Annotated in this window: 20 protein-coding genes; 16 read left to right on the plus strand and 4 right to left on the minus strand. The window is 60.8% G+C overall.

Features of this window, described 5'->3' with window-relative positions; all coding sequences use genetic code 11:
• The first annotated feature begins 33 nt into the window (after nucleotides 1–33).
• The 13 genes from RM192_RS03300 to RM192_RS03360 all read left to right on the plus strand — a co-directional run bounded on the left by RM192_RS03300 (nucleotide 34) and on the right by RM192_RS03360 (nucleotide 15,806).
• A complete protein-coding gene (locus tag RM192_RS03300) occupies nucleotides 34–1,152 on the plus strand; it encodes a DUF5938 domain-containing protein (protein WP_311506155.1) in 1,119 nt (372 codons plus the stop codon).
• 26 nt (nucleotides 1,153–1,178) lie between these two features.
• Nucleotides 1,179–2,018, plus strand: a complete 840-nt coding sequence (locus RM192_RS03305; RefSeq protein WP_311506156.1) for an enoyl-CoA hydratase/isomerase family protein — start codon at nucleotides 1,179–1,181, stop codon at nucleotides 2,016–2,018.
• An 11-nt stretch (nucleotides 2,019–2,029) separates the two neighbouring features.
• Nucleotides 2,030–3,586 carry an AMP-binding protein gene (locus tag RM192_RS03310; RefSeq protein WP_311506157.1) on the plus strand — a complete coding sequence of 519 codons (1,557 nt, stop codon included), beginning with the start codon at nucleotides 2,030–2,032 and terminating at the stop codon, nucleotides 3,584–3,586.
• A 37-nt stretch (nucleotides 3,587–3,623) separates the two neighbouring features.
• Nucleotides 3,624–6,275, plus strand: coding sequence for a TonB-dependent receptor (locus tag RM192_RS03315; protein ID WP_311506158.1), 2,652 nt, complete (start codon nucleotides 3,624–3,626; stop codon nucleotides 6,273–6,275).
• Nucleotides 6,276–6,336: 61 nt separating this feature from the next.
• On the plus strand, nucleotides 6,337–7,248 hold the full coding sequence (locus tag RM192_RS03320) for an SDR family NAD(P)-dependent oxidoreductase (protein WP_311506159.1): 912 nt from the start codon (nucleotides 6,337–6,339) through the stop codon (nucleotides 7,246–7,248).
• Nucleotides 7,245–8,051 carry an SDR family oxidoreductase gene (locus RM192_RS03325; RefSeq protein ID WP_311506160.1) on the plus strand — a complete coding sequence of 269 codons (807 nt, stop codon included), beginning with the start codon at nucleotides 7,245–7,247 and terminating at the stop codon, nucleotides 8,049–8,051. The genes RM192_RS03320 and RM192_RS03325 overlap by 4 nt, the downstream gene beginning before the upstream one ends.
• 84 nt (nucleotides 8,052–8,135) lie before the next feature.
• The gene (locus tag RM192_RS03330) at nucleotides 8,136–8,549 is read left to right on the plus strand and encodes a DoxX family protein (protein WP_311506161.1); all 414 of its coding nucleotides are present in this window, start codon (nucleotides 8,136–8,138) and stop codon (nucleotides 8,547–8,549) included.
• 69 nt (nucleotides 8,550–8,618) lie between these two features.
• The gene (locus tag RM192_RS03335) at nucleotides 8,619–10,271 is read left to right on the plus strand and encodes an acyl-CoA dehydrogenase family protein (protein ID WP_311506162.1); all 1,653 of its coding nucleotides are present in this window, start codon (nucleotides 8,619–8,621) and stop codon (nucleotides 10,269–10,271) included.
• A 62-nt stretch (nucleotides 10,272–10,333) separates the two neighbouring features.
• The gene (locus RM192_RS03340; protein ID WP_311506163.1) at nucleotides 10,334–11,518 is read left to right on the plus strand and encodes an acetyl-CoA C-acyltransferase; all 1,185 of its coding nucleotides are present in this window, start codon (nucleotides 10,334–10,336) and stop codon (nucleotides 11,516–11,518) included.
• Between the two features lie 34 nt (nucleotides 11,519–11,552).
• Entirely contained in the window at nucleotides 11,553–12,299 is a 747-nt protein-coding gene (locus RM192_RS03345) for an electron transfer flavoprotein subunit beta/FixA family protein (protein ID WP_311505855.1), read from the plus strand.
• A 108-nt stretch (nucleotides 12,300–12,407) separates the two neighbouring features.
• Nucleotides 12,408–13,337 carry an electron transfer flavoprotein subunit alpha/FixB family protein gene (locus tag RM192_RS03350; RefSeq protein ID WP_311506164.1) on the plus strand — a complete coding sequence of 310 codons (930 nt, stop codon included), beginning with the start codon at nucleotides 12,408–12,410 and terminating at the stop codon, nucleotides 13,335–13,337.
• Nucleotides 13,338–13,408: 71 nt separating this feature from the next.
• On the plus strand, nucleotides 13,409–15,202 hold the full coding sequence (locus RM192_RS03355) for an acyl-CoA dehydrogenase C-terminal domain-containing protein (RefSeq protein ID WP_311506165.1): 1,794 nt from the start codon (nucleotides 13,409–13,411) through the stop codon (nucleotides 15,200–15,202).
• 61 nt (nucleotides 15,203–15,263) lie between these two features.
• Nucleotides 15,264–15,806 carry a hypothetical protein gene (locus tag RM192_RS03360; RefSeq protein ID WP_311506166.1) on the plus strand — a complete coding sequence of 181 codons (543 nt, stop codon included), beginning with the start codon at nucleotides 15,264–15,266 and terminating at the stop codon, nucleotides 15,804–15,806.
• Here RM192_RS03360 and RM192_RS20030 read toward each other — a convergent pair.
• Complete coding sequence (locus RM192_RS20030; RefSeq protein WP_409233776.1) at nucleotides 15,803–16,054, minus strand: helix-turn-helix domain-containing protein; 252 nt, start codon at nucleotides 16,052–16,054, stop codon at nucleotides 15,803–15,805. The genes RM192_RS03360 and RM192_RS20030 overlap by 4 nt on opposite strands.
• On the opposite strand from RM192_RS20030, the gene RM192_RS03365 reads away from it, so the two are divergent.
• The 3 genes from RM192_RS03365 to RM192_RS03375 all read left to right on the plus strand — a co-directional run bounded on the left by RM192_RS03365 (nucleotide 16,004) and on the right by RM192_RS03375 (nucleotide 17,552).
• Nucleotides 16,004–16,564, plus strand: coding sequence for an aldo/keto reductase (locus RM192_RS03365; RefSeq protein ID WP_311508556.1), 561 nt, complete (start codon nucleotides 16,004–16,006; stop codon nucleotides 16,562–16,564). The genes RM192_RS20030 and RM192_RS03365 overlap by 51 nt on opposite strands.
• An 86-nt stretch (nucleotides 16,565–16,650) precedes the next feature.
• Nucleotides 16,651–16,926: a nuclear transport factor 2 family protein gene (locus RM192_RS03370; protein ID WP_311506167.1), complete on the plus strand. Its 276-nt coding sequence runs from the start codon at nucleotides 16,651–16,653 to the stop codon at nucleotides 16,924–16,926.
• 137 nt (nucleotides 16,927–17,063) lie between these two features.
• Entirely contained in the window at nucleotides 17,064–17,552 is a 489-nt protein-coding gene (locus tag RM192_RS03375; protein ID WP_311506168.1) for a heme-binding protein, read from the plus strand.
• Between the two features lie 197 nt (nucleotides 17,553–17,749).
• Here RM192_RS03375 and RM192_RS03380 read toward each other — a convergent pair whose 3' ends face one another.
• From RM192_RS03380 to RM192_RS03390, 3 genes are read right to left on the minus strand one after another with little or no spacing between them, the layout of a single operon-like run.
• The gene (locus RM192_RS03380; RefSeq protein ID WP_311506169.1) at nucleotides 17,750–18,556 is read right to left on the minus strand and encodes a DUF5681 domain-containing protein; all 807 of its coding nucleotides are present in this window, start codon (nucleotides 18,554–18,556) and stop codon (nucleotides 17,750–17,752) included.
• Complete coding sequence (locus RM192_RS03385) at nucleotides 18,556–19,674, minus strand: DNA modification methylase (RefSeq protein WP_311506170.1); 1,119 nt, start codon at nucleotides 19,672–19,674, stop codon at nucleotides 18,556–18,558. Before RM192_RS03385 ends, RM192_RS03380 begins: the two co-directional genes overlap by 1 nt.
• Nucleotides 19,637–19,885, minus strand: coding sequence for a ParB/Srx family N-terminal domain-containing protein (locus tag RM192_RS03390; RefSeq protein WP_311506171.1), 249 nt, complete (start codon nucleotides 19,883–19,885; stop codon nucleotides 19,637–19,639). Before RM192_RS03390 ends, RM192_RS03385 begins: the two co-directional genes overlap by 38 nt.
• Nucleotides 19,886–19,957 lie beyond the last annotated feature (72 nt).

Genomic DNA, 19,957 nt, shown 5'->3' on the forward strand with positions numbered 1-19,957 from the left:
GAAAAGCTGTTATTGGAAGAGGAACCCACCGCTGTGACATCTGCCGATTATCCCGTCGTGGTCTACGGTGCGAACGGTTACACCGGTCGTCTGGTGATGGAACACTTGCGCGATCTGAGCGTGCCGTTCATCGCCGCCGGTCGCAATCGTGAGAAGCTGGAAGCTGCCTGTCGGCTGGTTCCGGGCATCGAAGACGCGAAGTATGAAATTCAGGTCGTAGACAACACCGTCGAAGACCTGACCAAGCTGCTTACGGGCCGAAAGGTCGTGTGCAACACCGTGGGGCCGTTCATGCGCTTCGGCCCGCCGGTGGTCGAAGCTGCGCTGCGGGCTGGCGTCCATTATCTCGACACGTCAGGTGAACAACACTGGGTGCTGAGGTTGCGCGAAGAGTACGGCAAGGACTTCGCCAAGACGGGTCTGGCGCTCATTCCATCTACCGCCTGCATGTACGGCCTCAGCGAAATCGGCGCGCGCTATTGCCTCGAAACGCCGGGCGTGGACTCGCTCGACATGACCGAAGTGGCGCAGGCGGTTCCGACTGTAGCGTCCGCCCAGACCATCCTCGATGCCGTCCGCTATTCCAGTTCCTATCTGCAGGACAACGAACTGGTCCGTTATCCCGGCATCGAGACCAGCGATATCGTTACCCCGTCCAATCGCGTCCTGAAGGCGTCGAACTGGGGCGGCACGTCCAATCCGATCTGGTTTGCGCAGGATGGCCGTGTGCGCAACTGCAAGATGTCGGTCGCGATGTGGAACCAGGAACTCTACAAGAAAGAGCTTGAGCTGGAGCGCGCCTACAAGGTCCAGTTCCAGTGGATCCCCGACGAGCAACTCTATGGCATCCTCGATGTCATGGCGACCGCGATCACCCCCGGCACCCCGCCGCGTGAACGCCGCCAGGTCCATCGCTCGATCGATGTTTGCGTCGGCTCCGGCAACAACGTGATGGTCAAGAGCACGATGATCGCCACCGGCGGCTATTTCACCACCGGCCTGCTTCAGGCGTATGCCGCACGCCGCCTCATTTCCGAGACGCCGCGCAAGGTCGGCTTCGCGTCGCCTAGCGAGGTTTTTGGCCACCGCGAACTCATGGGGTCGCTGCAGAGCTACGGCTACGCGGCCATCAAGGTCGAACCGCTCGTTTGAACCGCCAGACTGCAGGAAACACCGACATGAACTTCCAGACATTGACCCTGCGTCAGACCGGCGCCGTCCTTGAAATCACGATTCTGAACCCGCCGATCAACCTGATGAGCGGCAAGATGGTAGAAGAGCTGTTTCAGCTCACCGGCTATCTTATCGGCAATAAGGACATCCGCGTTGTCGTGCTCGACAGCGCGGATCCCGACTTCTTCGTCGCACATTTCGATCTCGAAGACCTCGAAGCCTCGGCCAGCGATCCTGCTAAGGCGAGCCGTTATGCCGATATCAACGTCCTCCAGTCGCTCGGATTGGCATGGCAGAACCTGCCGCAGATCAAGATCGCAAAGGTCGATGGCAGGTGCCGGGGTGGCGGATTCGAGTTCATCCTCGCGCTCGATATGCGCTTTGCCAGCCGCAAGTCACTGTTCTGCTTCCCGGAATCGAGCGCTGGCTTCCTTGCATCGGGCGGTGGCGCCACGCGCACAGCGCTGGCCGCAGGGCCTGCCCGTGCGCTCGAAGTCCTACTCAGTGCGCGCGACTTTTCGGCGGACGAAGCCGAGCGTTACGGGCTTATCAATCGCGCGGTCGATGACGGTGACCTTGATGCCTATGTCAGCGATCTGGCAGGCCGCATTGCGGCCAGGTCTCTGCAAGTGATTGCCATGCACCGCGAAGTGCTCGGCCGGGCCTTCTCACCGGTCGTCGAGCCGCTGTTCGCAGCATTGGCCGCCGAAAACGATGGCCTCCGCGCAGGATTGGCCAGCAACGAGATGAAGGCTGCCGTCGCAGGTCATCTGAAGCTGGGCCAGACGCGCGAGGTCGAACTCGATCTTCCGGCGACCATGTCTGCCCTCACGGCCAAGAACTGAAAGTCGGCACAATGGCATTGATCGACTTCTTCGACCGAGGCTGCCTGATCAACCGCGATGGCATTGCCTTCGCGATGGGTGAGCGTGAATGGACCTTTGCTGAATCCAGCGCGCTGACCTGCCAGATCGCCAATGGCCTGCTGATCCGGGCTATCGGCAAGGGCCATCACGGTGCGGTCCTTGCCGGGAACGATCCTGCCGCGTGGCTGTGCGTGTTGGGTATGTGGCGGGCGGGCGTTGCCTGGGTTCCACTAAATCCGCGCAGTTCTGCGGCGGAATCGACCGGGATGATCAGCGGGTTCGACGTTGACACCCTGTTCTTCCAGCGGGTCTTCGCGCCCATCGTTGCCGAACTCAAAGCGTCCTGCCCCAGCTTGAAGCACTTTGTTTGCATTGACGGCGAAAGCGCTGGCGCGATGTCGCTGGCCGAACTGGTCGCCAGCACTGCAGCAACCCCGCCGGTTTTCCTGTCGCTCCCCGACGATGTGATCGCGCTCATGCCGACCGGAGGCACCACCGGGTTGCCTAAGGGCGTGATGCAAACCAACCGGAACCTGAGCCTTTCGATCCTCAACGGTGTGATCAACTCGCCCTACGCTCCGGGCGAGCAGATCGTCAATCTTGCCGCAGCACCGATGACACACTCCGCCGGGTTCCTGTCGATCTCCGCCACGGCGCGCGGCGGCAAGGTCGTGATCCTGCCCAAACCCGATCCGGTCTCACTGCTCGAGACGATCGAACGCGAACGCGTGACCGAACTGTTTCTTCCGCCGACCGTGATTTATGCGCTGCTGGAAACGCCCGGCATTGAAGCCCGCGATTTCTCGTCGCTGCGCTACCTCATGTACGGCGCGGCCCCGATGTCGCTCGACAAGCTGCGGCGCGCAATCGAAGTGTTCGGCCCGGTGCTGCATCAGGGCTATGGGCAAACCGAAGCGCCCGGTTCGATCGCTTTCCTGCGCCCCGGCGATCATTTCGTAGACGGCAAGATCGCGCCCGACAGCCGCCTTTCGGCCTGCGGGCTGCCTGCCATCACCAACGCCATCTCAATCCAGGATGAACAGGGCCAGCATTTGGCCCAAGGCGAGAGCGGCGAAATCTGCGTGAGCGGCGATATCGTGATGAAGGGATACTACAAGCAGCCCGAAAAGACCGCCGAGGCCATCATCAATGGCTGGCTGCACACCGGCGACATTGGCCATCTCGATGCCGAGGGCTTCCTGCACATCACCGACCGCAAGAAGGACATGATCATCACGGGTGGCTTCAACGTCTACCCGAGTGAGGTTGAGCAGGTCATCTGGTCGCACCCGTCAGTCCTCGACTGTGCCGTGGTCGGCGTTCCCGATGACAAATGGGGCGAGGCAGTAAAGGCTGTCATCGAACTCAAGCCGGGGGCAAATGCTGCGCCCGACGAGATCATCACGCTGTGCAAGTCCCGGCTCGGGTCGGTCAAGGCGCCCAAGTCGGTCGACTTCGTCACAACACTGCCGCGCAGCCCAGTCGGGAAAGTCCTGAAGAAGGATATTCGCGCAAGTTATTGGACCGCAGCAGAACGCAAAATCTGAAATCCACGTAAAAAACAAAATCAGGAAGGGAAAAGTTATGAGAGGCTTCAAGAATATTCTGCTCGTTACTGCGGCGATCCTGCCGATCACGGCCACGTCGGCTTTCGGCCAGAATGCAGACAATGAGACGAGCGACATCAACGAGATCGTCGTTACCGCGCAGAAGAAGAGCGAAAATCTTCAGGACGTGCCGATTGCCGTCTCTGCATTTTCGTCCGACAGCCTTGAAAAGCGCGGCCTCAATGGTGGCGCAGATCTGCAGAACGCCATTCCGAACGTCAGCTTTGGTGGGACCGGCTTTGGCCGGTACAATTTCCAGATCCGCGGCATCGGCGCCCAGATCCTTGGAGCCTCGGCAGATACGGGCGTCGGCATTCACGAAAACAACATTCCCCTAACCGTCAACCGCCTTGCCCAGGCGGAGTTCTACGACATTGAACGCATCGAGGTTTTGCGCGGTCCGCAGGGCACGTTGTATGGGCGCAATGCCACCGGCGGCGTCGTCAACACAATCACCGCCACCCCCAAGGATACATTCTCCGGCGAGGTCACGGGCGAGTACGGCCGCTTCAGCCGCGTCAAGCTTACCGGCTATCTCAACGTCCCGCTGGGCGATACGCTGGCCGTCCGTGTTGCCGGATCGATGATCAAGCGCGACGGCAACGTGCTCAATACTGGCACCGGCAACATGGTCGATTCCCGCGATCTGTGGAGCACGCGCGTCTCCGTCCAGTGGAAGCCTTCGGACCGTCTGCGCGTTCGAGCGATGTGGGAGCATTTCGACCAGAACGACACGACGGGCGCCAACGAGAAGACGATCTGCGCCCCGAACGCTGGACCTGACACAATCGGGGGTGTTCCGACCAATGCGTTCACCAGAGCATCGCTTTCAAATGCGTGCCTGAACACGGCGGTGAACGACCCGCGCAACACCGGCGTGCCATCAAGTTTGACCACGCTTCCGGGCCTGTTCGGATACCTTGTCGGCACGATGCCGACGAATGCCTTTGCCGGCAAGAAGCTGAGCACCGACCTCCACACGATCGACGCTTCGTTCGATCCTTACCAGCGCTCGAAGAACGATCTGGTGTCGCTAGACATCGAGGTTGGCCTTGGTGACAACCTGACGCTGACGTCGCTGAGCGCATACAGCAAGGACAAGTTCCGCTGGCTGACCACCGCTTTCGGCGGCACCGCCACACAGGGCTTTGCCAACACGCCCCTGACGCCCGGCGGCATCTTCGTCGATCCCCAGCTCGGCCAATCGGACCGGTTCGAAAACCGCACGCTGATCCGGACCTCCGGCGAGCAATACAGCCAGGAACTGCGTGTTCAGTCGGATTTCGACGGCAGGTTCAATTTCAACCTCGGCGGCATCTACCTCGACTACAAGTCGACCAACGAAATCATCCTGCTGGGCAACAATGTCACCCAGCTTGCGCTGGCCCAGAACTTCGGTGGGGCCGGAATCTACATCGATCCGCTGGCGGAGCCTGACGGCACCGGCCACAACTACTACAACAGCAACAGCCCCTATCACCTCAAGTCCGCAGCGCTGTTCGGCGAAGGTTACTTCCAGGCAACCGACACCCTCAAGGCCACGGTTGGCCTGCGCTATACCAACGACCGCAAGGAGCAGACTTCGTTCCCCATCGTAATGTTGGCGCCCGGCCGTGGCTTCCCGGCGGTCACGCCGCAGAAGGTAAAGTTCGAGGAATTGACCGGACGCTTTACGGTGGATTGGAAGCCGACCGAAGACAACCTGCTCTATGCCTCGTTCGCACGCGGCTACAAGGGCGGCGGGTTCAACCCTGGCGCCACGCTGCTGAGCGGGGTCAGCCCGGCGTACAAGCCCGAGCTGGTCAACGCTTTCGAACTGGGCGCCAAGAACTCGCTGGCTGATGGGCGGGTAACGCTCAACCTGACAGGCTTCTATTACGATTATAAGAGCTACCAGATCGCGAAACTGGTCAACCAGTCGGTCTCCAACGAGAACGTCGATGCCACTGTAAAGGGCATTGAGTTCGAAGGTGCCGTGGAACCCGTCCGGGGCCTGCGCTTCGATACGCAGATCGGTTATCTTGCAACCAGGATCGGCAATGGCAGCTCGATCGATCTGCTCAACCGGACGCAAGGTGATCCCACGCTGGCGACTGTGCGCAGCATCGACAATGGCAGCTTCGGCGCATCGTGCGTGCTTCCCGTGGCTGTCCTTGCTGGTGTGCAGGGTGCGATCAACGGGGGCTTCATTCCTTCGGAGGCCATGGCCTCGTTGTGCACCGGTCCCTTCGCAGTTCCGGGCGCAAGCGCGGGCATTCCGGTCCAACTCAGTGGCAAGCAACTGCCCAACGCACCGCACTGGACGATGGCGTTCGGCGCTGAATACGGCACGGATATCGGATCCGAATGGCGGAGCACGCTTCGTGCCGACTACTACCGCCAGACCTCGAGCTTTGCTCGCATCTACAACACCGGGGTGGACGGCATCCAGGGCTATGACAACCTGAACCTTTCGTTGCGGGTGGCTTCGGAAAAGAATGGCATCGATGTTCTGCTCTACGCTCGCAATCTGCTCAGCCAGCAGAAGGCTACCGTAGTCCGCTTCGGTGACGAGGCCACTGGCGCGACCCGCTTGATCTCGGGCAAGGAACGCGAGAGCTACGGCATCGCGATCACCAAGCGGTTCTGATCCTTGGTTTCCGGCAGAGCGCGTGCTCCGCCGGAAATCATATATTCCGGAAAGCGTCACGATGTCGCAAGGCAGATCGTCCACAGGTTCCAAGTTGGGCGCAGTGTTGGTGACCGGGGTGTCGTCCGGCATTGGTCGGGCTATCGCGGAAGCCTTGCTGACGGCTGGCTACACCGTGTTCGGCAGCATCCGGAAGCCGGGCGATGCCGAGGGCCTCAAGGCTTACGGCAAAGAGCAGTTTGTCCCACTGGTGTTCGATGTGACGGACGCGGCGGCGATAGCGAGGGCCGTGAACGAGGTGGCACACTGGATGGGCGACGCAGGTTTGGCGGGTCTGGTCAACAATGCCGGCATCAATATTAGTGGCCCTTTCCTGCATCAGCCTGCGAAACAGTTCAAGCAGGTGGTGGACGTCAATTTTCACGGTTTAGTCGCTGTAACCCACGCCTTCCTGCCCTTGCTCGGAGCGAGTGGCGCGGCACGACAGAGCCCAGGCAGGATCGTGAATATTGGATCGGTTCAAGGCACGATGACGGTGCCGTTCATGTCAGCCTATGCCGCATCGAAACATGCAGTCGAGGCGTTTGCGCAAGGCTTGCGCCGGGAAATGATTCCGTTCGGGATTTCGGTTTCGACGATCGAACCGAACTTCACCCGCAGCGACCTGTTCGCCAAGGCCGTGACTGATTCCGCCGCCAACACTTATGTTGGTACAGTATATCAAGCGGCGTGGGCCCAATTCAACACGGCTATTGCCGCCGCCGAGGCAGGCGCAAAGCCAGCCAGTACGGTCACACGCAAAGTGCTGCACGCGCTGCAGTCACCCCGCCCACGCCCACGCTATCCGCTCGATCCGATGTGGCACCTCGGGCGTTTCCTGCCCGACCGTCTGTTCGATCGCCTCATTTTCAAGGGGCTGGGCATCACCGCGATGTTGCGGCCCCACCGCCGGAATTCCTGGAGTGAATCATGACAGAATTCAGTGGCAAGATCGTGGCAATTACCGGCGCTGGGTCCGGCATCGGCCGGGCGCTTGCGCGCAATTTGGCCGCCCGCGGCGCCCGGCTAGCGCTGGCGGATTACAACGCGGCGTCACTAGCTGAGACGCAGGCGATGCTGCCAGCGGGCACGCGAAGTGAATGTACCGTGCTCGATGTTTCCTCGCGCGAGCAGATGTTCGCTTTTGCCGACAAGGTGATGAGCGACTTCGGTCGCACGGATTACATCGTCAACAACGCCGGAACATCGGTGCTGGCGACGACGGAGCACGTGACGATCGAGGAAATCGAGAAGGTCCTTAACGTGAACCTGTGGGGCACGATCTATGGGACCAAAGCCTTTCTGCCCCACATGCTGAAGCAGCGCAGCGGCTGTATCGTCAATGTCTCCAGCGTGTTCGGCCTTGTCGCAACCCCGTGTTCGGTCGCCTACACCATGTCTAAGTTCGCAGTGCGCGGGCTGACCGAAACGATGTGGGATGAATTGCAGGGAACCGGCGTTCGCGCCGTGTTGATCCATCCGGGCGGCATCGCAACCAACATCACTTCCAATACGACGGTTGCCGCTCACCACGGTGAACTGGAGCAGGTCATGGCCCTTGCCAATGCCCGGCAGATGACCACGACGCCCGAGGACTGCGCACAGGAAATCGTTACAGGCCTGCTCAGCGGAAAGCGCCGCCTACTCGTCGGCAGCGGAGCCAAAGCCCTGTTCCGCCTCTCGCGCCTGTTTCCCGACAGCTACGGCAGGATCATGCGCAAGAAACTGGGGATTTGAACGCCGCAAGGCATAGAACAAAGCGAACAGCATGTTTGCGCACAGCACTGCAAAGTCACTTAAAATCGGGAAGGGGAGACTACCATGAATGACAATGTTATAAGCGGCAAGGGATGGACCTTCATCTTATGGGTCGCACAGCTTCTGCTGGCTGCAGCCTATGCCTTGTTCGGGTCGATGAAGGCAACGCAGCCGCTCGATCAACTTGCGATGATGATGACCTGGATACCCAGCTTTCCCCCCGCATTCGTGCGCACCTTGGGCGTTGTCGAAGTGCTTGGTGCAATCGGACTTGTCGTGCCCGCACTCACCCGCGTTCTTCCTCGCCTCACCGTCATCGCCGCGCTGTGCATTCTCGTGCACCAGTTGTGTGCCGTCGCGCTTCATGTTTCCAAGGGCGAATATAACGTGCTCGGTCTGAATATTGTGCTGATCGCACTGGCTGCACTGATCGTTTGGGGGCGCGGCACCAAGGCGATCATTCTTCCGCGAAGCTGACCTACTTCGCCGGACTTCTCACAATCGGGCCGCCATTCCCTGCTGGGCGGCGGACAAGGACTATCAGACATGCGCGCTGCCAACCCAGCCCCTGATCTTGCGCGAACCGGGCGCCAGATCGAGCTTTCCTACCGCATCGCCGAGGTCCGCCTTGCCCGTGAATCATGGGCTGCTGCCACCGCAGATACCTGCTTGGCGGTGCTCGACGGCGCAGACAAGTTTGCGCGAGACGTACTTGAGCCACTCAACATAGCGATGGACCGGGGCGGCTGCGTTTTGGTTGATGGCCGGGTGGCTACGGCATCGGGGCATCAGTCGGCCTGGAAGGAGTACGTGGAAGCGGGCTGGCCAACGCTTGAAGCTGCCGAAGAACATGGCGGCCAAGGTTTGCCGGCAATTCTTGCATTTGCGGCGCAGGAACTGTTCGACCGCGCCTGTCCCGCATTCGGCATGCTGCCGGTGCCGCAGCGCTCGGCCTTCCGCCTGATAGACGCCTATGGCACGCAGGGCATGAGGGCCGAATGGTTGCCCCGGCTTGCATCGGGAGAATGGGGCGCCACGATTTGCGTGTCCGAGGTCGGTGCAGGGTCGGATTTGGCACGGGTCAGCACCCACGCTGAGCCGAACGACGATGGCACTTGGTCGGTCACGGGCGAGAAGTGCTGGATATCTTATGGCGACCACGACCTGACTGATCAGATCGGTCACGCCGTGCTTGCTCAGACGGTAGGTCCCGAGGGCAAAAAGCGTCCCAGCCTGTTCCTCGTTCCCACACTGTTACCAGGTGGCAGCAGGAACAGTGTTGCGGTCCGGCGCCTCGAACACAAGCTCGGCTTGCATGGTTCGCCCACTTGCGCGCTCGGGTTTGAAGGGGCGACGGGGTGGTTGCTCGGAGAGCCGGGGCGCGGCCTTGCGCAACTGTTCGTGATGATCGCCAACATGCGTCTTGCGGTAGGCGCGATGGGCCTTGGCATCGCGTCGGCATCGGCGGATGTTGCACTGGCCTACGCGTCAGAGCGCAAGCAGGGTGGCAGGCCCGATCCCCTACCGATCAACCAGCACGCTGACGTTCGCCTGCAATTGCTGAACGCTCTAGCGCCGCCCACCCTGCTGCGCGGCCTGCTGTTTGCCGTAGCAAATGCCAACGATCTGGCTGCGCACGGCGACAGCGAAGCTGCCGCACTTGCGGCATGGCTCTTGCCGATCGTCAAGACGACCGGCGGTGAAGTGGCATTCGATGTTTCTGGCGGAGCCATCCAGGTCCTTGGCGGCGCAGGGTACACCAACGAATGGCCGGCCGAACAGGCCCTGCGGGATGCTCGCGTCCTGACCATCTTCGAAGGTGCGACCGGCATACAAGCGCTCGATCTGACCCACCGACGCCTACTGGCGGACGACAGCAGCTATCAGGTCTTTCTGGGTATCGCCGGACGGTGCGCCGAGGAACGTCTCAAGGCTTGCCTTTCAGAACTGCAGCAAGCGGCGGATTGGCTCAAAGCCAACCCTACCAAGGCCGATAGCGGCGCAACCGCGTTCCTGCATCTCGCTGCGATTTCAGCGCTCAGTTGGATTGCTGCGCATTATACCGAAAACGGAACCGACGACGCGGTTTTGACAGTCGCGGCAGAGCATTGGCTCGACACCGTTACCGCCAAAGCTGCGGCACTTCGGTTGCAGATCATCATGGGTGCCGACCTTGTTGATCGCTTCAGCGCACTGTGACCAGCAATTGATGCTGCAATCCGTTTTACCGATTTCATCCCCTCCCAAGCGGATAACCCACCATGATTGACGCCGTAATTGTCGCCACCGCGCGCACTCCGATTGCCAAGGCTTATCGGGGCGCCTTCAACGCCACCCCTGCGCCGACCCTAGGTGGTCACGTAATTGCGCAGGCTGTCGCTCGGGCGGGCGCCGAAGGAGGCGAAGTCGACGACGTCATCATGGGGGCTTCGTTCCAGGCCGGCAGCACCGGCATGAACATCGGCCGGATGTGTGCGCTTGCGGCCGGTTTGCCCAAAAGCGTTGCGGGCATGAGCATCGACCGCCAGTGCGCCTCCGGCCTGATGGCGATTGCCACAGCCGCAAAGCAGATCATGGTCGATGGCCAGACCATTGTCGTGGCGGGCGGCGTCGAACAAGTCAGCATCGTGCAGGGTGAGGCGCTCAAACTGGCGATGGCACAGAAGGACGGGCAACTGCTTGCCCGCGTGCCGACTGCTTACATGCCGATGCTGGAAACGGCTGAACTTATCGGGCAACGCTACGGCATTTCGCGCGAGGTACAGGATGCCTATGCTCTTTCAAGCCAGCAAAGAGCTGCTGCTGCGCAGGCAAACGGCTTGTTTGATGCCGAGATCGTGCCGCTGGCAACCCGCAAGCTTGAAAAGAACAAAGCGACTGGCGAAGCAGCCATGGTCGACGTCCTGCTGACGCGCGATGAAGGCGTGCGAGGCGAGACCACGTCGGAGAGCCTCGCGGCGCTTTCTCCGGTGATCGGAGGCGGCACTGTTACGGCAGGCAATGCTTCACAGCTTTCAGATGCCGCTTCTGCCTGCGTGTTGATGAACGGCAATCTCGCCGAGCAACGCGGACTGACCCCGATGGGCATCTATCGCGGCATGGCCGTCGCCGGTTGCGCGCCTGAGGAAATGGGCATCGGCCCGGTCCTTGCGATCCCAAAATTGCTCAGGCAGGCGGGTCTTCGCATCGAAGACATCGACTTGTGGGAACTGAACGAAGCCTTTGCGGTCCAGGTCATACACTGCCGCGATGTGCTTGGTATTCCCGATGAAATCCTCAACGTCAACGGTGGCGGAATCTCGATGGGCCATCCTTATGGCATGACCGGAAGCCGCCTTGTCGGTCACAGTCTGATCGAAGGCCATCGCCGCAATGGAAAGTATGCGGTCGTGACGATGTGCGTCGGCGGCGGCATGGGCGCGGCCGCGCTTTTCCAACTGCGCTGAGTTAGCATAAACCATATCTTACCGGAGTTTAGAAATGAAAGCCCTGGTCTGCGTGAAGCGCGTGATAGATTACAACGTGAAGCCTCGTGTGAAGAGCGACGGTTCTGGTGTTGATCTTGCGAACGTGAAGATGAGCATGAACCCGTTTGACGAGATTGCGGTCGAGGAAGCCATTCGCCTGAAGGAGAAGGGCGTTGTGACCGAGATCGTGGCGGTTTCGGTGGGTCCGCAGAAGGCGCAGGAGACGCTGCGCACGGCGCTGGCGATGGGCGCGGACCGGGCGATTCTGGTGATGAGCGACGACGAGGTCGAGCCGCTGGCGGTGGCCAAGATCATTGCGGGCATCGCCGGCGAAGAGGCTCCGGGCCTGATCATCACCGGCAAGCAGGCGATCGACGACGATTCGAACCAGGTCGGCCAGATGGTCGCGGCATTGCTCGGGCGTCCGCAGGGCACCTTTGCCAACGAGATTACGGTTGAGGGCGATGCGGTCGTGGTCAAGCGCGAGATCGACGGGGGTCTGCAGACGGTGAAGCTGGCGCTGCCTGCGGTGGTCACCACCGACTTGCGCCTGAACGAGCCGCGCTATGCAAGCCTGCCCAACATCATGAAGGCCAAGTCCAAGCCCTTGGCGAACAAGACGCCCGCCGATTACGGCGTCGACACCGCGCCGCGGCTCAAGACGCTGACGGTAAGCGAACCGCCGGTGCGCAGCGCCGGGATCAAGGTCGCCGACGTCGACGCGCTGGTCGCCAAGCTCAAGGAAATGGGCGTAGCCTGAGGGCTGCCCCGTTCCCCCATTCCCCGTTCGGGCTGAGCTTGTCGAAGCCCGCACGCCTTGCCCGCGCCCTTCGACAGGCTCAGGACGAACGGATCAGAGGATAGACAGATGAAGACACTGGTTCTGGTCGAACACGACAACGCATCGGTCAAGGATGCGACGCTCGCCGCCATCACCGCTGCCAGCCAGCTTGGCGAAGTGACCGCGCTGGTCGCAGGCACGGATTGTGACGGCGCCGCGCAGGCTGCCGCGCAGATCGCAGGCGTTGCCAAGGTCATCAAGGCTGATGACGCGGCGCTCGCCAATGCGCTGGCGGAAAACCTCGCGCCGCTGGTGGCAAGCCTGATGGCGGACTACGACGCCTTCGTCGCGCCCGCCACGACCACCGGCAAGAACGTCGCGCCGCGCGTGGCCGCCCTGCTCGACGTGATGCAGGTCTCGGACATCCTCTCGGTCGAGGGTCCCCGGACGTTCACCCGCCCGATCTATGCCGGCAACGCCATCGCCACGGTCGAAAGCAGCGACGCCAAGCTGGTGATCACCGTGCGCGGCACCGCCTTTGCCAAGGCTGACGCGACCGGCGGCAGTGCATCGGTCGAAGCCGTCAGCGCCACCCCCGACAGCGGCCTCAGCAGCTTCGTCAGCGCCGAGATCGCCAAGTCCGAGCGTCCGGAACTGACCAGCGCCAAGATCATCGTCTCGGGCGGCCGCGCGCTCAAGGACGCCGCGACGTTCGAGCAGGTCATCACGCCGCTGGCGGACAAGCTCGGCGCGGGCATCGGTGCAAGCCGCGCGGCGGTCGACGCAGGCTACGTGCCCAACGACTACCAGGTCGGCCAGACCGGCAAGATCGTCGCTCCCGAAGTCTACATCGCGATCGGCATCTCGGGCGCGATCCAGCATCTTGCGGGCATGAAGGACTCCAAGACCATCATCGCCATCAACAAGGACGAAGACGCCCCGATCTTCGCAGTCGCAGACCTCGGCCTCGTCGGCGACCTGTTCACGCTGGTCCCCGAACTGACCGCAAAGCTGTGATCGCGGTCCCCTAACGCCATCCAAGCCTTACGTCTGCTCCAATTGCACAGACGACAGACCAGAGGACTATCATGACCACTTACGCAGCTCCAACAGACGACACCTGGTTCGTCGTAAAGCACGTCCTCCAGATTGATCGCTATTCCCATCTTGAAGGTTACGATGCTCTGGATGAGGGCTTCTTCAAGGCAATCCTTGACGGTGTCGGCAGGTTCGCAAGCGAAGTCTTAGCGCCGCTAAATCAGACAGGCGACATGAACGGGTGTACACGCAATGAGAATGGTAGCGTCACCACGCCGCCCGGCTTCAAGGCCGCATACCGGCAATGGTTAGACGCGGGGTGGGCGGCGCTGGAAGGCGCTGCTGAGTTTGGCGGAATGGGCCTTCCCAAGATCGTATCGACCGCAGCTTCGGAATACGTCCTTTCAGCTAATCAGGCATTCGAAACCTATTCGGGACTGACGAATGCTGCAACTGCCGCATTGGCGGCGTCGGCTTCGGATGAACTGAAAGCGCTGTATCTGCCGCGCATGACCACGGGACAATGGTCTGGCACTATGAATCTCACGGAACCGCACTGCGGTACCGATCTTGGCTTGCTGCGAACGAAGGCAACGCCGAACGCGGATGGCACCTTTGCAATTTCCGGCACGAAAATATTCATCACCGCAGGAGAGCACGACCTCACCGAGAATATCGTCCACCTCGTACTGGCGCGCCTCCCCGATGCACCCGCTGGCGTACGCGGTATTTCGCTCTTTCTGGTGCCCAAATTTATCCCCGATTCGGACGGCGCACCCGGTGCACAGAACAGCGTGAGTTGCGGCTCCATCGAACACAAGATGGGTATCCGTGGCAGCGCAACCTGCACCATGAATTATGATGGAGCGACGGGTTGGCTAGTAGGTGAACCACATCGCGGACTGTCCGCCATGTTTGTCATGATGAATTCTGCCCGGCTGGGAGTTGGTCAGCAGGGCCTTGCCCAAGCAGAAGCCGCGTTCCAGAATGCAAAGGCTTATGCACTCGATCGCCGGCAGGGGCGGGCTCTGACCGGTCCGTCAGAGCCTGACAAGCCTGCTGACCTGCTCATCGTTCACCCTGATGTGCGCCGGGTTCTAATGGAGGCCAAGGTCTACACTGAAGGCTTGCGTGCGCTTTGCCTTTGGGGGGGGCTGCTTGTCGATGTTGCCGAGCATTCGCCAGATGCTACCGAGCGCGCCGAAGCGGAAGACCGCCTTGCCCTGCTAACGCCGGTCATCAAGGCGTTCGGATCAGACAAGGGATTTGAAACAGCCGTTAACTGCCAGCAAATTTGGGGCGGGCACGGCTACATCAGCGAAAATGGCGTGGACCAATTCGTTCGTGACGCCCGAATCGCCATGATTTACGAGGGTGCAAATGCTGTTCAGGCAATGGACCTTGTTGGACGAAAGCTTGGCTTGCGCGGCGGCAAGACATTCGAATGCTTCGTTGAGGACGTTGAAGGCCTGATTTCCAACACTTCTTCCCGTCCCGAACTCGCCAAGATTTCAACATCTCTCGATCGTGCGGCAAGCGACGTCAAGGCCGCGGCGATCTGGCTCCAACGTAGAGGTGCTGCAGAACCGGACGACCTTGGCGCAGGTGCAACGGCGTTCCTGCACATGTTTGGCGTCGTCACGCTCGGTTTCATGTGGTTGCGCATGGCTGAAGCTGCACTTTCAGACGGCGCCGCTAGTGATCAAAGATCTGGCTTTCTCACCACTAAACTCCTTGCAGCGCAATTCTATGCGTCACGCATTTTGCCAGAAACAGCCAGCTTGCGTGCCAAGGTCGAAGCAGGGTCAGAGATCATGATGGCCATGTCGCCATGCGATTTCTGACAATCCTGAACTTACGTGGTTTCAGCGATCACGTAAACCACTACAGCATCGGGAGAGCGGCATGACGCCTGACATGAACGCCATGGGCACACAAGAGAATGTTCCGCCTTCCTCTATTGGCGGGTTCGGCGTGGCCTTGGTCATCATTACGGCAATCATAGGATGGGCAGCCATTGGCGGCCACTTTCTTTCTGAAGCTTCGCTTTTCGCAGGCTTTATGATCTTGTGGTACTGGGCCAAGGTCGAACGCTTGGCGATGCGGAGGCTTCCTGCCTCGATAATTGGCGCACTGGCCGGAATCGGCATCGCATGGACAATGTTTTATGGCGCATCCCGGTATGGGGGTGCCGGGTTGGCGGCGGGGCTGCTCATGCTCGCAATCGCTATCTACATGGACGTGATCCAGAAAATTCCGATTTTTATCAATGCTGCGACCATGCTCTTTTCTATCGTTGTTGCTGCCCCCTTGGTGCAACTGAAGGTAAACTGGATCGAGCTTTGTTTCGCGACAGCGGGCGGGGGTATGTACTTTGGCGGATATGTAGCAGTGGCGGCTTGGCTGGCATCAAAGCTGCCGCTGCCTGCAACGAAGCCGACCGACTAGGAATTGCGCAGAGCCGTTGGCGCAACTTTGAACCTCGCCTTGAATGCGCGATTGAAACTGCTGATATTACTAAAACCGTGGTTAAAGGCGATTTCACTGATTGAAAGATTTCGCATTTCGGGGTTCTCCAGATCGGCCCGGCATCGCTCCAGCCTACGCATCCGGATCCATCTGACCGTTAACACGCCTTCAAGGTTCTGCACTGGGGCCTCAGTGAAATGGGCCTTGGCACCTTGCGCCGCGCCCATGCCGAGCTTCCGCTGAGCGCCGTACAAAGCGAATACTCGATGCTGTGGCGCGGCCCTGAGCGCGAAGTGCTGCCCCTGTGCGAGGAACTGGGCATCGGTTTCGTGCCGTGGAGTCCGCTGGGCGTTCAATTCCTGACAGGGTGGATCGATGCCAACACCCGTTTCGCGCAAGGAGACATTCGCGGCATCGAGAGCCGCTTCTCGCCGGAGAACCTGCCGCACAACCTGCAGCTTGTTGCCATCCTGAAGGCATGGGCGCAGCGCAAGCAGGCCGCGCCGGCGCAAATTGCGCTGGCCTGGCTGCTGGCGCAGAAGCCGTGGATCGTGCCCATTCCGGGCACCACCAATCTCGCGCACATGCAACAGAACGTCGGCGCAGTTGATGTCCGCTTCTCCGCCTCGGAACTGGCAGAACTCAATACCGCAGTACGCGCGGTCGAAGTAGCGGGGCAGCGCCTTCCCGATGCCGTGCTCGCCTATTCCGGCGTGGAAGCACCGCCGAAGCGTTGAGGAACCAGTCCATGCATTTGTTCATGAAAAGCCTCGTTACCTTGGCGGCCATTTCGGGCTGTCTGCAAACCGCAGGAGCCATTGCCATGACTGCAACGCCACCATCGCTTGCCGGCAGCGAAGTCGCCACCGAAACAAATGACCTGATCGCGCTTTCCCGCCAGAAATGGCTATGGATGGCCAACCGGGACATACAGCAGCTCGAAGGGCTGTTCCACGCCCAGTCGCGCTTCGTTCACATGGGCGCCACGATGGACCGGACCGGCGAACTGGACGTGATCCGCAGCAGCAGGATCGAATACAAATGCGCAGACATCAGCGATATCTCGGCCGAATCGATCGGCGATACCGCCGTCGTATAGCCGCCTGCGCCTGTTGGCGGTCGTAGGCGGAAACGAAGTGACCAATCCGTTCAGCGTGACCGAGGTTTATGTTCGGCGCGATGGCAGGTGGCAACTTGCCTCGATGGCTTTCACGCGCCTCCTGGGAGAGTAACGTGATGAAACATCTGCTGCTTGTCGCCGCCGCAGCGATAATCTCGGCACCTGTCGCAGCACAAACCGCTGTGCCGGCCGCGGCGGCCGCCGCGCCGGTTGGCTATGGTGCTCCGATCACGCTCGCAGATGCGATGGAGCTGATCGACAGGGCCCAAAAGCTGGCGAAAGCGCGCAACTTCAAGATGGCTTTTTCCGCGGTCGAGCCGTCGGGCGAATTGGTCGCATTCGCCAGGATGGACGATGTCGTGTACGGATCTGTCCACCTCGCACAGCAGAAGGCCCGTGCCGCCGCGCGTTTCCGCCTGCCAACCTCCGAGTTCGAGAGCCGTGTAGCGGGCGGGAGAACCGTTCTGCTGTCGTCCGATGAGGTCATTGCGATCGGCGGCGGCGTTCCGATTGTGGCAAACGGCAGAGTGATAGGGGCGCTTGGCGTATCAGGCGGTAGTGCAGCCGATGATGTTACGGTCGCAAGTGCCGCTGTTTCTGATTGACGGAACGAACATTGCTGAGCTTCGATGGAAGCTTTCAGCAAGGACCGCCGTTCGCAAAAGCGCGTTGGGAACGGCAAGTATGTCCCAAATTTCGTCGTTTTCAATTCCCGTCTCACTATGAATGTGTGGCTGGTTTCTACGACTTCATCCGGAATTCGGAATGGCAGGAAGTAAGGCCCTCGCCTCCGATTCGCGATCTACTCCAAGTACTCGCCCCGCAACTGCTTGTTCCGCCTCATCTCATCGAGCGCCTTGCCCGATTGCGAAGCGCCTTTCGCATACGACCGGTTCTGCAGCTTCGCCTTGTAGCGCGGGCCTACGACATCGTTGATTATGTCGAACATGCGCTGCTCGAAGTGCCAGTCGTCGAGGTAGCGCTGCTTGAGTTTCGGATCCCGCGTGCGGCGATGCTTGTCAGCGAAGTACGTGACCTCGTCCTGCGCCTCTGCGCGGCGGGCGAGGGCGCCTTCGAGCGCCTGCTTCTGCTCCTTGGTCTTGGGGCCGAGGATCTGGGTGTCCCCGGTGTTCGGATCGAGGATGATGTCGTCGGGGTGCGGGACCGGCTGTGGTTCAGGAATGCCGAGCCTGCGGCACCGCTCGATCTCCTCGCCCCACTTGTGCTTGTACTCGACCATTGTGCCGAACAGCTCGAACCTCGAGGCATGGTGCTCGGCTTCCATCCGCGCGACCATGTCGGCAAGGGTCTTCTGGACGAACCGGTTGCCCTTCATCGCCGCCACGCCCATTGCGCGGAACACCGCCTGGATCGTGGGGAGCTCGATTACCTGCTCGCCCTCGCGGACCATGACCGGACGATAGGCCTCAAGCCGCAGGTACTCCTCGGCAGCCTTCATCCCGAACCCGGTGTTGACCTTCTTCGGCTTGGCCATGGCGCGCTTGGGCCGGCCCCCGGGATTGCCGGATCTGCCCTTCTGAAAACGGTGGACTTCGGGCGGTTTGCCATAGCCAACCGCGTAGGGGACAGGCAGCTTGTCGTCACCCATCAGGCCGCCTCCCCGTCAAGGGCAAGCCCGAGCCGCTGCTCGGCGACGTCCTCGAAGCAGTCCCCGGTAACCGCGAGAGAAGCGCGCTTGCCGGTGAGTTTCTCCCAGCGCCGTACGATGGTGTCGCAATAGAGCGGATCGTACTCGATCAGCCGGGCACAGCGACCGGTCTTCTCCGCCGCGATCAACGTAGAGCCCGAACCGCCAAAGCAGTCGAGCACCAGTTCACCGCGGCGCGAACAGTCGCGGATCGCATCGGCGATCAGTGCCACCGGTTTGACCGTGGGATGCATCGCCAACTCGTCAGCGCGCGATCCGCTGATCGAGCTGATCCCGGCATAATCCCACACGTTCGTGCGGTAGCGTCCGGTCTCGCCCAACCCGAAGCTGTTGGTGTGGGGAGCGGTGCCCTGCTTGAACACGAACACCAGCTCGTGCTTCGAGCGGTAGAACGCGCCCATGCCGCCGTTGGTCTTGTTCCAAACCACGAGGTTCTTGAGCTCGGTGAACACCGCGCGTCCTGCGGCCAGCATCTCGCCCATGTGGCGCCAGTCCATGCACACGAAGGCGATGGCCCCGTCGCGCATGATCGCGGCGGCATTACCCAGCGTCTCGGCGAGGAACGCAGTGAACTGGTTCTCACTCATCTCGCCGCTGGCAAAGGCGAACTCGCGGTGGCGGACCGAGCCGAGACCGCAGACGTTGCCGTCAATCTTCACGTTGTAGGGCGGATCGGTGAACACGAGATCGGCGTGCTCGGTGCCCATGAGTGCCGCGAAATCCATCTCGCTGCGTGCATCGCCGCACAGCAGCTTGTGCCGGCCAAGTTGCCACAGGTCGCCCTGGCGGGAGACTGGCGCACCGCTCGCGAAGGCAACCTTATCCTCGGGCGCATCGAGCTTGCCGGGATCAGCCTCGTTCGCTTCGTCCAGAACAATATCAACCTCGGCCAAGCTAAACCCGGTCAGCTCGACATCGAACTGGAAGTCGACCAGCGCCTGGAGCTCGATCGCAAGAATGTCACGATCCCAGCCCGCGTTCAGTGCCAGCTTGTTGTCGGCCAGGACATAGGCCCGTCGCTCAACTTCCGAGAGGTGCGACAGCGCAATTGTTGGCACCGCTTTCCACCCGAGCAATTTCGCAGCGCAGACCCCGGCCGTGGCCGGCGATGATCTCGCCGTCGTCTGAGACCAGCACCGGGTTGGTGAACCCGAACCGCTCGATTGAGGCGGCGATCTGCTTGATCTGCTTTTTGGAATGGGTTCGCGCATTGCCAGCGTAGGCTTTCAGTGACGTGATGTTGCGTTCGACGATTTGACCGATGGACATGGTGCGACCCCGTTTATTGACGATGCCGTATGTATAGACTGAACGCTTGCAAATGTCAATCGCGGGCGTATG

Source organism: Novosphingobium sp. MMS21-SN21R, assembly GCF_031846015.1.
GTDB lineage: Bacteria > Pseudomonadota > Alphaproteobacteria > Sphingomonadales > Sphingomonadaceae > Novosphingobium.